At 60.5% G+C, this 14,274-nt stretch carries 11 protein-coding genes; 3 read left to right on the top strand and 8 right to left on the bottom strand.

The features are described 5' to 3' along the window. Positions 1 to 73 precede the first annotated feature (73 nt). The 3 genes from ligA to I6G90_RS00145 form a co-directional block, all read right to left on the bottom strand. Positions 74 to 2,080, bottom strand: coding sequence for an NAD-dependent DNA ligase LigA (gene ligA, locus I6G90_RS00155; RefSeq protein ID WP_197929138.1), 2,007 nt, complete (start codon positions 2,078 to 2,080; stop codon positions 74 to 76). 99 nt (positions 2,081 to 2,179) lie between these two features. After that, positions 2,180 to 3,349: a cell division protein ZipA gene (gene zipA / locus I6G90_RS00150; RefSeq protein ID WP_075114165.1), complete on the bottom strand. Its 1,170-nt coding sequence runs from the start codon at positions 3,347 to 3,349 to the stop codon at positions 2,180 to 2,182. Positions 3,350 to 3,364: 15 nt separating this feature from the next. Further along, a complete protein-coding gene (locus I6G90_RS00145; RefSeq protein WP_197929137.1) occupies positions 3,365 to 6,739 on the bottom strand; it encodes an AAA family ATPase in 3,375 nt (1,124 codons plus the stop codon). 214 nt (positions 6,740 to 6,953) lie between these two features. On the opposite strand from I6G90_RS00145, the gene cysZ reads away from it, so the two are divergent. Next, on the top strand, positions 6,954 to 7,718 hold the full coding sequence (gene cysZ / locus I6G90_RS00140) for a sulfate transporter CysZ (RefSeq protein WP_197929136.1): 765 nt from the start codon (positions 6,954 to 6,956) through the stop codon (positions 7,716 to 7,718). A gap of 146 nt (positions 7,719 to 7,864) precedes the next feature. Continuing rightward, on the top strand, positions 7,865 to 8,479 hold the full coding sequence (locus I6G90_RS00135; protein ID WP_042058557.1) for a trimeric intracellular cation channel family protein: 615 nt from the start codon (positions 7,865 to 7,867) through the stop codon (positions 8,477 to 8,479). 85 nt (positions 8,480 to 8,564) lie between these two features. On the opposite strand, the gene I6G90_RS00130 is transcribed toward I6G90_RS00135, so the two are convergent. The 5 genes from I6G90_RS00130 to I6G90_RS00110 form a co-directional block, all read right to left on the bottom strand. Continuing rightward, entirely contained in the window at positions 8,565 to 8,816 is a 252-nt protein-coding gene (locus I6G90_RS00130; protein WP_005338457.1) for a lipoprotein, read from the bottom strand. Between the two features lie 47 nt (positions 8,817 to 8,863). Then, complete coding sequence (locus I6G90_RS00125) at positions 8,864 to 9,409, bottom strand: DUF882 domain-containing protein (protein WP_033136140.1); 546 nt, start codon at positions 9,407 to 9,409, stop codon at positions 8,864 to 8,866. A 154-nt stretch (positions 9,410 to 9,563) separates the two neighbouring features. Next, positions 9,564 to 10,892 (bottom strand): IS4 family transposase, encoded by a 1,329-nt coding sequence (locus I6G90_RS00120; protein ID WP_197928315.1) that lies wholly within the window; start codon positions 10,890 to 10,892, stop codon positions 9,564 to 9,566. Positions 10,893 to 11,010: 118 nt separating this feature from the next. Further along, positions 11,011 to 12,495: a L,D-transpeptidase family protein gene (locus I6G90_RS00115; RefSeq protein WP_197929135.1), complete on the bottom strand. Its 1,485-nt coding sequence runs from the start codon at positions 12,493 to 12,495 to the stop codon at positions 11,011 to 11,013. Positions 12,496 to 12,587: 92 nt separating this feature from the next. Further along, positions 12,588 to 13,352, bottom strand: a complete 765-nt coding sequence (locus tag I6G90_RS00110) for a substrate-binding periplasmic protein (protein WP_197929134.1) — start codon at positions 13,350 to 13,352, stop codon at positions 12,588 to 12,590. 323 nt (positions 13,353 to 13,675) lie between these two features. Between I6G90_RS00110 and I6G90_RS00105 the strand changes: the two genes are divergently transcribed. Continuing rightward, complete coding sequence (locus I6G90_RS00105; protein ID WP_042058565.1) at positions 13,676 to 14,221, top strand: hypothetical protein; 546 nt, start codon at positions 13,676 to 13,678, stop codon at positions 14,219 to 14,221. The last annotated feature ends 53 nt before the right edge of the window (positions 14,222 to 14,274 follow it).

Below are 14,274 nucleotides of genomic sequence, written 5' to 3'. Positions count from 1 at the left end.
ACAAAAAGAGAACCCGGCCATGCCGGGTTCTCTTTTATCGGGTGCTGCGCTTAGCAGGCCTCACGAGGGCTACTCAGCCCTGCAACGCCTGTTGCAGTTCCTCTTCGGTCCAGATGGTGATGCCGAGCTCCTGCGCCTTGGTCAGCTTGGAACCCGCCGCTTCCCCCGCGACCAGCACATCGGTCTTGGCAGATACCGACCCTGCCACCTTGGCTCCCAACGCCTGCAGCGCCGCCTTGGCATCGTTGCGCGACAAGGTGGTCAGCGTACCAGTCAGCACGAAGGTCTTGCCGGCAAAGGGCTGATCGCTTGCTTCCTTCTTCTCGATGGCTGGCCAGTGGATACCGGCGGCCAGCAGGGCTTCCAGCACCTCCACGTTGTGCGGCTGACGCAGGAAGTAGTAAACATGCTTGGCCACCACCTCGCCCACATCGGCGACTGTCAGCAGTTGCTCCACCGAGGCGGCGCGCAGGGCATCCAGGGTGAGGAAGTGGTTGGCGAGGTTCAATGCGGTTGCCTCCCCGACTTCGCGGATCCCCAAGGCAAACAGGAAGCGCGGCAGGGTGGTGCTGCGGGCCGCATCGATGGCAGCCACCAGATTGAGGGCCGATTTTTGCCCCATCCGCTCAAGACCGGCCAGCTGGATGGCGTTGAGGCTGAACAGATCGGCGGGGGTCTTCACCAGTCCCTTGTCCACCAGTTGTTCGACAATCTTGTCGCCAAGGCCATCCACATCCATGGCGCGACGGGCAGCGAAGTGCTTGATCGCCTCCTTGCGCTGCGCCTCGCAGAACAGGCCACCGGAGCAGCGGGCAACCGCTTCCCCTTCCAGCCGCTCCACCGCAGAGCCACAGACCGGACACTCAGTCGGGAAGAGGATCGCACGGGCGTCGCTTGGGCGCTGCGCCTCCACCACGGCAACGATCTGCGGGATCACATCACCGGCCCGGCGCACGATCACGGTATCGCCGATCATCACACCAAGGCGCTCAATCTCGTCGGCATTGTGCAAAGTGGCGTTGGAGACGGTGACGCCGCCGACAAACACCGGTTTGAGCTTGGCTACCGGGGTCACGGCGCCGGTGCGGCCGACCTGAAACTCGACGTTCTCAAGCTCCGTCATCTCCTCCTGCGCCGGGAACTTGTGAGCGGTCGCCCAGCGCGGCGCGCGGGCCACAAAACCCAGCTCCTCTTGCAGGGGGATGGCATCGACCTTGTAGACCACGCCATCGATCTCGTAAGGGAGCTCGCCACGACGGGCCAGAATGTCGTCGTGGAACGCCTGACAACCGGCAGCCCCCTCTTTGAGCTTCACTTCGGGACTGAGTGGCAGACCCCACTCCTTGAGCTGATGAAGACGACCAAAGTGGGAGTCGCCCAGTTGCTCGCCGCCCACTCCCACGCCATAGGCATAAAAGCTCAGGGGACGGCTGGCGGTGATGCGTGAATCTAGCTGACGCAGGCTGCCTGCAGCGGCGTTACGCGGGTTGACGAACACCTTCTCGCCCGCGGCCAGCGCCCTGGCGTTCATCGCCTCAAAACCCGCTTTGGGCATAAATACTTCGCCACGCACTTCCAGCCGGGAAGGCCAGCCGGTACCACGCAGAGCGAGCGGAATGGCCTTGATGGTGCGCACGTTCTCGGTGATCTCCTCACCGGTGGCGCCATCGCCCCTGGTGGCTGCCTGCACCAGCTGGCCATCCACATAGAGCAGGCTCACCGCCAGACCATCGAGCTTGGGCTCGCAGCAGAAGGTGAAACGCACCTCACGCTTGAGGCGATCGCTCATCCGTTGTTCGAACGCCTGCAGCTCTTCGCTGCTAAAGACGTTATCCAGACTGAGCATGGGGATCTCGTGGCGCACCTGACTGAACGCCGTCAGCGGCTGGCCGCCGACCCGCACGCTGGGGGACGCCGGCGTTTTCAGCTCGGGGTGCTCGGCTTCCAGCGCAATCAGCTCGCGCATCAGGCGATCGTATTCGGCATCCGGCACTGTGGGGTTATCCAGCACATAGTACTGATGACCATATTCGGTAAGCAGTTCACACAATTGACGGTGGCGGGAGAGGGTGTCGCTCATGAAAAAGTCTCGAAGTGTGATTGAACATCCGGCCGGGGTAGAAACAAAAATGCGGTACCAGGGTACCGCACTTTTTATTCACTCGACCCGCATGGCGTATTAGTCGCGACTGGCCTCGTAGGCAGCCAGCTCGTGACGGTAACGGGCAATGGTCTCGTCGCTCAGCGGGCTGCGATCCATATCTGTCAGCATCGCATCGAGATCGCTGGCCAACTGATCGGCAGCCTGCAGCATGTCCTCGAAGGCAAACGCGGCATTGCTGCGCAGCGGCAACTGCATGAACAGGGAGACACCCGGCGTGGTGAACTGCTCCATCCGGTACGGGTTGAAGGTGCCCGGCTTGACCATGTTGATCATGGAGAAGAGCACTTCACCCTTGCCATTGGGATCTTCGTGACGGTGGAAAATATCCATCTCGCCAAACTTGAAGCCCAGCGCCATCAGGGACGAGAGCAGGGTTGCACCTTGCAAGTCGTGACCCGGACGGCCCATCAGGTTGATGACATAGACATCCTGCCAGATCTTCTCGACCGGTTGGGGCGCCATGCGCGGCTCTTCAACCACCGGAGCAGGTGCCACATAGACCGGCTCTTCATAAACAGGCTCGGGGGCCACATGACGGGGCTGCGGCTGATATTCCGGCTCGGGAGCGCGCACCGGCTCGGCACGAACGGTGTCAGCGGTACGGACTGTCTCGGCACGGGCACCGAAGGTCGGGGCGGTCGCGTAGGCGGGCTCGACCAGCGGCTCGTCGTCCAGCGACTGCATCATCGGCTCGCGCTGGGCACGGGAACGGTAGACCGGGGTACGACGATTGACCTGTGCAGGCTTGCGCACCGGTGCGGCAGGTGCCTCGTCGATCTCCTCGGGCTGCGGTTCGTCGAACGCTTCCTCTTCTTCATAGACAGGAGGCGGCGGAACCGGGCGGGCAGCAGGCTTGCGCACTACGGGCGGCGGCAGATCGTCCTCGTCATCTTCATCATCAAAGGCGGGTACGGCGGGGCGACGAGCGAGTTCCGGCTGGCGGCTCTCTTCGCTACGCAGCTTGGGCTCGGCACGACGGCCACCACTGACCACGCGCACCTGGCCGATGCCATCGCTGTCGAAGGCGTCATTATCACGATCCCGCGACTTGGAGTCCATCCGTCCAATCGGTTTCTCTTTGATCGGTGCCTGACGATTTTTTCTGTTGCTCCACAACCCGTGAATGAGCAATGCCGCAATAGCAATACCGCCCAGGGCAACCAAGATGTAACGCAATTCCTGCATTAGCTGCTTCTCTTTCTAGTTTTGCTCAGCCAAAGCGACGGCTTCACCGATATCGACCGACACAATGCGAGAAACCCCGGGCTCTTGCATCGTGACGCCAACCAGCTGCTCAGCCATCTCCATGGAGACCTTATTATGACTGATGTAAACGAACTGTACTGTGCTCGACATCTCTTTGACAAGAGAACAGAAGCGACCGACGTTCACTTCATCGAGCGGTGCATCCACCTCATCCAGCAGACAAAAAGGTGCTGGGTTGAGTCTGAAGATGGCAAAAACCAGCGCAAGCGCGGTTAACGCCTTCTCCCCCCCGGAAAGCAGGGCAATGGTAGCATTCTTCTTACCCGGAGGTCTCGCCATGATGCTCACTCCGGCCTCCAAAAGATCATCGGAGGTCAACTCAAGCCAGGCACTGCCCCCACCGAACACTTTTGGAAACAGGGATTTTAAATCTTCGTTGACCTTATCGAAAGTGTCCCGGAACCGTATTTGTGTCTCTTTATCAATTCTTTTAATGGCTTGGCTCAAGGTTTCCAGTGCTTGCTCGAGATCCTGACACTGATTTTCGAGATAGGTTGACCGGGTTTTCGCCTCTTCATACTCCTCCAGCGCCGCCAGGTTGATGGCGCCGAGCGCCTCCACTTGCGCTTCCAGAGTCTGGATCTCCTGCCGCAGCTTGCTGCGATCTGCGGCGATCAGCACCGCCTGATCGAGATCCACCAGCCTCACCCCCAGCTCCTCGAACTGTTCGTGCAACCCCTGTCGACGGGTGAGGTTGCGTTCGCGCTCAAGGCGCAGGGTTGCCAGCTTCTCCTGCAATACGACCAGCTGCTTGTGATCGGCACTTCTGGCCTGATCCAGCTCGCTCAATTGGCGCTCCAGCTCGGTCAATCGTTGATGGCAGGCGAGTTGCTGCGCCTCCAGATTGCGCTGCTCGGCCAGCAGGGGTGCCAGATCCGGCACCACCTCGCTATCCGGCCCTTTCAGCCCGGCCAGCTCCAGCCCGAGTCTCGCCAGCTCCTCTTCACCCAGGGTAATGAGTTGGCGCAGATTGCCCAGCTCCAGTTGCAAACGCTGGCAGGCTGCTTGCTGCTGCTCGCGGCGCACACGCGCCTCCTCGACAGCCCGCTCACAGCGGGTCAGCCGATCCTGAGCGACCTGCAGCGCTTGTGTCAGCGGCTCACCCTGCTCCTGCAACTCGGCAAGGCGCGCCTCATCGAGTTCCAGTTGCTCACGGGCGCTGGCCAGCCGCTCAGCCTCTTCGGCCTGCTCCTGATCGAGCCGGATCAGCTCTTCACCGAGCTGACCGAGCCGCTGCAACCGCTCCTGCCGCTGACCCTGTTGCAGGCTCCAGGCTTCGCGCAGTTGTTGCCATTTCTGCTCCTGCTCGCGCAAGGTTCGCTGCGACAACTCCTGTGCGCTGGCAAGCTGGGCGCGCCGGGCATCGGCTGCAACAAGTTGCTCGTTCAGCTGTGCCAGCCCCGCGGCAACCTTCTCCTGTTCGGTATACAACCGCTCACGCTCACCCAGCAGCGCCATGGTGCCGAGCGCCGCGCCCCGCCCCAGATCTGCCCAGTTTGGCCCCAGCCAGTCGCCAGCAGGAGTCAGTACCGACTCACCGGCCGCAAGGCTTGGCTGGCGGGCCAATGCCGCCTCCCGGCTCTCCACCAGCCAGATGGCATTGAGGAAGGCGGGAATGTGTTCGCCGCCCAGTTGCGCCGCCAGCGTACCGGCAATCGCCGGTTGCGCCGGGCCGATCCAGAGTCCCTCTTGCGCCAGATTGCACTCGTCTGCCGGGGTCGCGGTGAGCCAGCGGCCGAGCACTTTATCGAGCGCCGTTGCCCACTCGGGGGCAACCTGCAGCCGATCGGCCAGGGTCGCCCCTTCCATCTGCTCCCCGAGGATCTGATCCAGGGTCGCCAGCCGCGCCTCCAGCTCCCGTTGCAGGCTCAGCTGCTGGCCATGCTGCTGCTTGAGTTGTTCATGGGCCTCGACCGCTTGCGCCAGCTGCTCGGTCAGCTCGCCGGTGGCGGCCCGCGTCAGCTCCAGCTGGCCACTCAAATCATCGAGGGCCGGTTGCAGATCGTCAGCCTCTGCGCCGAGGGGGCCCGCGCGCTCATCTTCCAGTTTGAGACGGGCCAGCCGGGTCTTGGCTTGCAGCTCCTGCAAGCCACCCAAGCGGGTGCGGGTCTGGTTGAGCTGCCCCTGCAGCCCGGCCAATTGTTGTTGCCACTGTTGCTGGCGCAAGCGGGCCTGCTCCAGCCCCTCGCTGGCCTGCTGGCGGGCCTCCTGCTGCTCGGTGAGCAACTGCTCACACTGCTCCAGCCGTGCGCTCTCCTGCTCGGCGCGCAATACCCCTTCGGTCAGCTGATCCTGCTGGCTGGCAAGCTGCGCCTTGCGGGTAGCAATCCGCTCACCGAGCGCCTGTGCGCGGGCCTGCCAGTCACGCCCCAGTTCACTCTGGTGCAGCTGTTGCTGTTCGAGGCGGGCGATGGCCTGGCCACCGAGAAAAATCTGTTGCTGACGGCTCGCCTGTTCGGCTTGCGCCTCTTGTCTGGCGACCGACAGGGTGACGTGGCGCCCCTCATCGGCGGTGCGTTTGGCATCGAGCGCCGCCAGCGCCTGCTCGGCCTGCGCCAGATCGGTTTTGGCCTCGCCAAGGCGCGTCTCCAGCGCCCACAACTCGGAGCCAATCAGCTCGGCGCGAGCGGCGCGCGAACGACTCTTTAGCTGTTTGTAACGCTCGGCGGTCTCGGCCTGGGCTTTGAGGTGGTCGAGGCGCGAGCCCAGCTCGCCGCGAATATCGCCGAGGCGCTCCAGGTTCTCCTGGGTATGGCGAATGCGCTGCTCGGTCTCGCGGCGCCGCTCCTTGTAGCGGGAGACCCCGGCGGCCTCTTCCATAAAGAGTTTGAGATCGGCCGGGCGCGACTCCACCAGTCGGCTGACAGTGCCCTGCTCGATGATGGCGTAGCTGCGGGGGCCCAGACCGGTGCCGAGGAAGAGGTCGGTGACATCCTTGCGGCGGCACTTCTGGCCATTGATCTGATAGTGGTTGGAACCGTCACGCAGCACTTCGCGACGCACCGAGATCTCGGTAAAGCGGCCGAACTCGCCGGGCACCCGGTTGTGGGGATTGTCGAACACCAGCTCGACCGAGGCGCGCCCGTGCGCACTGCGGTTGATGGATCCGTTGAAGATGACATCGGTCATGTTTTCGCCGCGCAGATGGCGGGCGGAGCTCTCCCCCAGCACCCAGCGCACCGCGTCGATGACGTTGGATTTGCCACAGCCATTGGGGCCCACCACGGCGGTCATGTCTGCCGACAGTTCTATGCGGGTCGGCTCGACGAACGACTTGAAGCCGGCGAGTTTGATCAGTTTCAGACGCATGGCGACCTGTATCAGTGGCTAAATAAAAGAGGAGGCGGGCAGGTGACTTTACCAAATCCAGACCCGGCTTTGTTTGTAATATGCAGGCATCATCCCCATCCATGCCCGATTTTCAGTCGCCACGGCACGAAATAAGGAATAGTCGGCGACTTTACCAAATCAAAGGCTTGTTTGTAATATGCTGGCAGTTCTCCCATGCATAGATGGAGCTCACATGAGCCAATCACCCCATATGGTCAAAGATTCAATCAGCGGTGCAGACTACTTCCTGCGCGGGTTTTCCCTTATTCGCCAACCGGGCATCCGCACCTTTGTGCTGATCCCCCTGCTGGTCAACTTCGTGCTGTTCGCCGGGGCCTTCTATGCCCTGCTGCTGCAGCTCGACGGCCTGTTCGCATGGCTCCATCAGCAGATCCCCGCCTGGCTCGACTGGCTGGATTATCTGCTGTGGCCCATCGCCCTCATCACCATCCTGGTGGTCTTCTCCTTTATCTTCAGCTCGGTCGCCAACTGGGTAGCCGCCCCCTTCAACGGTCTGCTGGCGGAGAAAGTGGAGCAGATCCTCACCGGCCAACCCGCCAATGACAGCGGCATGCTGGATATCGTCAAGGATGTGCCGCGCACCTTCGGCCGCGAATGGACCAAGCTGAAGTATTACCTGCCCAAGGCCATCGGCTGCCTGATCCTGTTCCTGATCCCGGTGGTGGGCCAGACCCTGGCGCCGGTGCTCTGGTTCCTGTTCAGCGCCTGGATGATGGCGATCCAGTACATCGACTATCCGTTCGACAATAACAAGATAAGCTTCATCACCATGCGCGATGCCTTGAAGCAGCGCCGTGGCAAGTGCCTGAGCTTCGGCGCCCTGGTCACCCTCTTCTCCGCCATTCCGGTGGTAAACCTCTTTGTGATGCCGGTCGCCATCTGTGGCGCCACCGCCATGTGGGTCGATCACTACCGGCAGCAGCAGTTAGGCCGCTAATCCTTGATCATTGATTAGAAAAAGGCACCCGAAACGGTGCCTTTTTCGCATTTAGCATGAATTAAATTAATGCATGTATTCGAACGCTTGTCCCATATGACACGAGTTGGTAGGATGCGGGCCTTTCTCGTTCCCTGGGATATCTCATGTTACATGCACTCTTCTTGGTGGGCCTGGTGGCCGAAGGGATGACCGGCGCGCTGGCCGCGGGTCGGCGACGGATGGATCTGTTTGGGGTGGTGATCATCGCCTCGGCGACGGCCATCGGTGGCGGTACCATTCGCGATGTGTTGCTGGGCCACTATCCGCTGCTCTGGATTGAGCATCCGGAATATGTGCTGCTGGTTGCCGCCGCTGCGATGGCGGGGGTGGTTTCCGCCCCCCTGATGCGCTATCTCGGCAAGCTGTTCATGGCGCTCGATGCGCTGGGGCTGGTGGTCTTCTCCATCTTCGGCGCGGCCCGTGCGCTGGATATGGGCCACGGTGCCGGTATTGCCTGCATCATGGCAGTGGTGACGGGGGCCTTCGGCGGCGTCCTGCGGGATCTGCTCTGCCAGCGCATTCCGCTGGTGTTTCGCCGCGAGCTCTATGCCGCCATTTCGCTGATCACTGCCGCGCTCTACTGTCTGGCACTGGATCAGGGCCTGCCTAACGACTGGGCGGCTTTCGGCGCCATCGGCATCGGCTTTGTCCTGCGGCTGCTGGCGGTACGCTTCAAGTGGGGATTGCCCACCTTCAACTACCAGTACGCGACCCACTGAGTACGCCAGCTTCTGGCGAGACGGGTTGGATTGCGAGCAACAAAAAAGCGCCCGAGCGGCGCTTTTTTCATGGACGGTCTGCGACTCAGTTAATCCCTTCCGAGCTGAAAAAGGTCGCCTTGTCGGCGATAAAGCGGATCTTGATGTTCTTCCCTTCCCCGCCCCAGAGGCAGCTGGTAGTGCCCAAGGCATCATCACAACGCTCCGCCTTGCCCAGAATGGTGCTGGCCTCGGCGTAACTCATCCCCATCTTCAACTGGTCGTAATTTTCACGGTTGAGCTTGCTGCAACCGGTCAACAACAGGGCGATCAGGCCGCCAATCACAATCTTTTTCATCGCTATCTCCTCACTGGTGGGAAGAGCTTGGCAGCTTGCCAACCCCTTTACCAGCTGCGAACCGGGCCAGTATCGAGGTGAACGAAGTTGTCACGGGGATAGTAGCCGACGCCACCCACCTTGAGATTGAGGGCCGCCTTGCGCAGATGGGCCAGCTGTACGCCGGGGATCCGCACATCCACCGCCTGCCCCAGAGTGTGGTAGCTGTGCTTGGCCACGCCGCGGCTCTTGTGGCGCTTTTGGCGATTGGTCGCCGGTGCGCGATAACCGGATATCAGCTGAATTTCGCTGCGCCGACCCAGCTTGTGCTGCAACAGGAACAGCTGATCAAACAGCTTCTTGTCGATGTTGAACACTTCATTGCGCCGGTAATCGCGGAAGATGTGGTTGAGCTCGGCCAATCCGTCGCTCAGATAGTGGCCGTTCTCCCAATAGCTGGCGCGCACCCGCTCGCCGGTATTGAGATTGAAGAAACTGAGTTCACGCCCGGTGGTACTGCGGCTTGCCAGTGCAGGGAAGGAGATCAGCGAGCTGCCCAGCAGGCAACCGGCTCCCAGCAACAGGCGACGTCGACTTATCTCTTGTTCCAGCATAAGGGGTTCGTCCATCGCAGATTCAAGCGAAAATAGGTGAATAAGCTCACTGAGTGAATGTCATACAGGCGCTTGAAACTACCCTCCGGCGGGGGGCCCTGTCAAACCGCAATCGCCCATAGAAAAGCCCGGCACAGGCCGTAATGCCAGTCAGTTAAGCCTGACTGGTATTGTTTTTATTGGCTTTTTTCACACTATACCTCTGGGGCCTTGGCTTCACGCAGCGGGGGTAACTTCGCTCCCTTCGTTCCGGCAATACAAACTGCCCCGCCTGTTTCTCCAGCTCAGCCACCCGCTTCGGGATAGTACCCGGTGACAGGTACGGCATGCAGCTCAGTTCATGGATGAGATACACCGACGCCATGTGAAAACTCAGCTGACTCGCCGTGTACCCCTTCAGGCTCGCCGCCATCTTCACCATCTGGCTGCGCAGCAGGTTGTACGCCAGCAACACGCCCCACAGCTCTTGCCGTATCCCCGTCGCCTTCTTGCTACGCAGGGTCAGTCGATGTTGTTGCAGGCTGTGCTTCATCTCCCGATAGCCCAACTCGATTTCCCAGCGATGGCTGTAGAGTTCAGCGATGTCAGTCCCCGGGAAGCGCATCGGGTCGACCATCGAGGTTAACACTTGGCGCTCCTTGCCGTTGATGTTGCGAGTCAGCAAGCGGGCTTCCACCGTATCCGGCAGTTGTGGCCACTTCTTGCGTGCCTGTGGACTGGTCGTCAGGCGCACCAGCACATCCTGGCGCCCCAGCTTGCGTACCACCTCGTATTGCGTGCCCTTTTTGAGCGGCAGCAGCCAGTGCCGCTCGCTACCCGCAGTTTGCCAGGCATGTAGCAGACCGAGGGAGTAAAACCCCTTGTCGAACAGGGTCAGCGAGTGGTCCGGCGTGCGCGCGACAAGCTGTTCGGCCAGCACCATCTCGTTGACGGCGCAGCTCTCCATGACAGCCTGAACAAGCAGGTGACTGGTCAGCTCCATCTGGCAGAGCATGCGTACCTGCGGATAGGCTGTCTCGCCATGCTGGGTGCCGGGCTTGGCAAACGCGGCGGTATTGTCCAGGGTATCGGGCGTGCGCCACATCACGCCATCGACGGCGAGCAGTTGCAGCCCGGCCCAGCCGGGGTGATTGGCCTGCTGGTGCCAGAGCGAGGCTGTCTCGTGAAACAACCGCTCGATGCTCTTGTCCCCGAGCTTTTGGCGGGCTTGCAGGAAGGCGCTGGGGGCAACAAAGGGACGGTCACCGGGCAACAGGATATCGAGCTGATTGACCAGCTGGGTCATGGGGACATGGCGGAACATGGCCATGCCGATGATGGCCCAGACCAGGCGCTCCATGGGCATGCGGCGACGGCGCAGGGTCACGACATCCTCTTCGGCGAGCAGAGTTGTGATGAGCTCGGGGGAAATGAGGTCGGAGAGTGACTCAAACTGAGCGGGATTGCTGGCGTGGAGGAAGTCGAGAGCCTGTACGATACGCATAAAAAATCCGAAACCAATCAACAGGTTTCGGATTTTTACACATCAGCAGGATCGGTCAATGGATCCTTAACTGATCGGCATTACGGCACAGGCCGGGCTTTTCACTCTGTGGCAGGGATCACAGCAGGCGGCTCTGGAAGCTGACCCGATCAAATCCGTAGATGTCGTTACGCAGTTGCTGGCGACCATTTTCGTCGATCCAGCTGCTCCAGTAGACGGTAAAGACCGGAATGGGCGTGGTGAGCGGCAACCATTTGGTCTGGCTCTCCTTGAGGATATTGGCCACCTTGTCCGGCTGATAGCGGGAATCGGCCAGCAACAGCTCGGCCAGATCGTCCGCATGCTCGACCCGGATGCAGCCCGAACTGAAGGCGCGCGCCCCCTGCTCGAACAGCGCCTTGCGCGGGGTGGAGTGCAGATAGATGGCGTCATTGTTGGGCAGATAGAACTTGTAGCGCCCCAGAGCATTGTGATCACCCGGCTTTTGCCGCAGGCGATAGGGGAAACCGGCAGCCAGCGCCTGATGCCACCCCTCTTCGGTGAACTGCACCGGGTTGCCCTCGCTGTCGATCACCTCGAACTGCTCGCGACTGAGATAGGCAGGATCACGGCCGAGCTTGGGCAGAATGTCCTTGCTCAGGATGGAGCGCGGCACATGCCAGGAGGGGTTGAGCACGATGGAGCGAATTTCGCTGGCCAGAATGGGGGTAGCCCGCTGCTCCTTGCCGACGATGACCCGGCTGGTGAACACCTCGTTGCCGGACTCCACCACGCTCAGGCGGTAGTCGGGAATATTGACCAGCACGTAGCGGCCAGCGGCGAGCTGATCCACCAGATCACGACGCCACAGGTTGCGCAGCAGCAGGCTGGCGCGCACTTGCGGGCCGGTATTGAGCCAGGAGCGGGTCTGACGGCCTATGATGCCGTCAGCGGTGAGGCCATGACGACGCTGGAACTGTTTGATGGCCTGCTCGGTATCGCCATCGTAAATCAGATCACCATGGCTAGGGGCTCTGTCGCCCAGCTCGTTGAGCATGGCGCGGATCTGGCCAAGTTCGGCGGAGCTCTCTCCGGCCCGCAGGGTCGGCATATCGAGGGTCGGCCACTTGCTGGCCATCGGCATCGCCAGCAGTTTGTGCACTTTGGCTCGCACCGCCTCGTATTCCGCCACCTGGGGGCGCAGGGATTTCACCTGGGTGAGCAGGTCATCACTGCCGGGCCTGGTCACCACAGGGCGATTCAAATCGAGCTTGAGGGTCTTCATCTGCTCGCGAGAGACCAGATCCATCCCCCGCCAGGCATGCTGGAAACGGCTCAGCTTGGCAAAAATGTCATCATAGATGGCGCCACGCTTGGCGGCAGGGGCGGCCTGCAGGCGCTTCCACAAGGTGAAAAAATCGGGGTGCAGCTGAGCCAGCACAGCCTCTTGCAACTGCTGCTCCAGCTCGACACGGGCCTGTTCGGCCTGACGGACCTGATACCAGTCATGCCCGGTTTCACTGGCCGCCACCACTACTTGTGCTTCGGTCGCATGTACCGCGCCGGCGGGCAAACATCCCAGCCACACCAGATTGGCAAGGGCCAGCCAATACTTCATCCCCATGAATACCTCAAAACGGTTTGTTCACTCAGTCAGGCCTGACCGGCAGACCCGATGCTCAGGCCGCTCATGATGCGTGAACGGCCAATACTTTGCTAGCGCCCGGGGCCATAACGTTGCCAGATAATGTCATAGGCATCCGTCTCCTTGAACCGCGCCAACGCCTGATTGAATTGTTGCAAGAACTGCGGCGAAAAACTGCGCTTGCTAAACATGAAAAAGCTCGGCGATTCATACACCACCATGGGATGAGCAACAAACTGACTACTCAGCCCCTCCTTGTTAAGGGCGCTGGGCGTCGCCAGCATGTCGCCGAGGAAACCGTCGATGCGCCCTCGGGCCAGCTTCTCGTAATTCTGCTTGTCGCTCACCGCGCTCACCTGTTTGGCATAACGGCCGAGCAGCGACATCACCTCATCCCCATAAAAGTACTCTTTGGTAACGCCGAGGGAGTAACCCTTGGCCAGCCAGCTCGCCAGATCCTGCTCGGGGTAGTGGCTGCCCTTGCTGACCCACAGCAAGGTGCGTCCCGGGTTGTAGGAGTCGGAAAACCAGGCATAACGGGCGCGCTCATCGTTGATGTTCGCCTCCATCGCCATGTCTATCTCGCCGAACTCCATCTCGTGCAGTACCCGCTTCCAGGGCAGCTCCACATAGTTGACCTTGCAGTGCATGGCGGTGAGCACGGCCGTCAGCACCTCGACGGCATAACCGCGCACCTGTTGCGGTGAGTCGGGCTCATAGTAATGGTAGGGGGGCCAGTTATCGTAACCGACCTGAATGGGCTCGGGGCAAAGCGCCTTGGCAAAGGCCATTGGCGCCCATAATCCAAACAACAGAGAGAGGGAGAGCCACTTCATAGGTCATCCTTGACGAAAAGGTGAGTCATCATAAATCGCCCCCTGCAAAATGGCGATAGAGGCCAGCTGACTATCGCATCCGCTAGAAAATGACGCAGCAAAGCATCTCTATCTGCCAAACCGCCTGCCGGAGCGCCCCTTGCCACTGGCGACTTGCGCCCCGGCAGCCTTGTTTGACCAGCAAACAGCAACGTTTGGAACAGGGGGAAAAAAGGGTTAATATGTGACCAAATATTTTTTTGTGATCCACTATGCTTTTTTTGCAATTGGATTAGCATATGCGCGACATCGGCCTACCAATTCTGTCAGGCGTAGAGAGTGATATGACGTACAAAAAGTTCGGTTTTTTGACTGCCATTCTGGCGTTAAGCGGTTTTTATCTTTACACCCTCTATCTGGCTGCTCACCCCAACGTGAGCCTGGCCTACAAACTCTATTATCTGGAAGGTAAGACCCGCTTCTGGGAACACAACTCCAGCATGACCTATCAGCCGGGTAACGAGCTCAATCTGACCAAGCCTAGCCGCTTCCTCTCCAGCGAAGGCTGGGCCAAGAAGCCGAGCGATGAAGGCACCCTGCTCAGCGGTCAGGGCGGTCTCTACTTCGTGCTGCCCAAACAGGCGGCCAATCCGGATCAGCTCACCGTACACGCCCGCATCAACAGCCCGCAAGCCGGAGCCCTGTTGAAGGTGGCGCTCGGTCACGACTTCACCACCACGGTGAAACTGGCCAAGGCGGGTATCAACGAAATCCGTCTCAGTCTGCCCGGTGACTCGCTCACGGCAGACCCCAAGCACCCCAATTTTCTGGCGCTATCGGCACCGACCCCCATCAATGTGCAGTCGGTACGTTTGACCGTAGCCCAGTGATCCTTGCCCCGAATACCATTTTATAAAAACAACTATCCCAAATAAGGACGTTC

Origin of the sequence: Aeromonas allosaccharophila, assembly GCF_016026615.1 — a bacterium.
Taxonomy (GTDB): Bacteria; Pseudomonadota; Gammaproteobacteria; order Enterobacterales; family Aeromonadaceae; genus Aeromonas; species Aeromonas allosaccharophila.
The sequence above is the reverse complement of the archived record's forward strand: the minus strand, read 5'-3'. Positions and strand labels throughout refer to the sequence as shown.

What these genes read in the sequence shown, in the direction of transcription:
- zipA (WP_075114165.1), bottom strand. Translation starts at nt 3,349, where the DNA reads ATGCAGGAATTGCGTTACATCTTGGTTGCCCTGGGCGGTATTGCTATT.
- I6G90_RS00105 (WP_042058565.1), top strand. Translation starts at nt 13,676, where the DNA reads ATGACGTACAAAAAGTTCGGTTTTTTGACTGCCATTCTGGCGTTAAGC.
- cysZ (WP_197929136.1), top strand. Translation starts at nt 6,954, where the DNA reads ATGAGCCAATCACCCCATATGGTCAAAGATTCAATCAGCGGTGCAGAC.
- I6G90_RS00115 (WP_197929135.1), bottom strand. Translation starts at nt 12,495, where the DNA reads ATGGGGATGAAGTATTGGCTGGCCCTTGCCAATCTGGTGTGGCTGGGA.
- I6G90_RS00110 (WP_197929134.1), bottom strand. Translation starts at nt 13,352, where the DNA reads ATGAAGTGGCTCTCCCTCTCTCTGTTGTTTGGATTATGGGCGCCAATG.
- I6G90_RS00130 (WP_005338457.1), bottom strand. Translation starts at nt 8,816, where the DNA reads ATGAAAAAGATTGTGATTGGCGGCCTGATCGCCCTGTTGTTGACCGGT.
- I6G90_RS00135 (WP_042058557.1), top strand. Translation starts at nt 7,865, where the DNA reads ATGTTACATGCACTCTTCTTGGTGGGCCTGGTGGCCGAAGGGATGACC.
- I6G90_RS00145 (WP_197929137.1), bottom strand. Translation starts at nt 6,739, where the DNA reads ATGCGTCTGAAACTGATCAAACTCGCCGGCTTCAAGTCGTTCGTCGAG.
- ligA (WP_197929138.1), bottom strand. Translation starts at nt 2,080, where the DNA reads ATGAGCGACACCCTCTCCCGCCACCGTCAATTGTGTGAACTGCTTACC.
- I6G90_RS00120 (WP_197928315.1), bottom strand. Translation starts at nt 10,892, where the DNA reads ATGCGTATCGTACAGGCTCTCGACTTCCTCCACGCCAGCAATCCCGCT.
- I6G90_RS00125 (WP_033136140.1), bottom strand. Translation starts at nt 9,409, where the DNA reads ATGCTGGAACAAGAGATAAGTCGACGTCGCCTGTTGCTGGGAGCCGGT.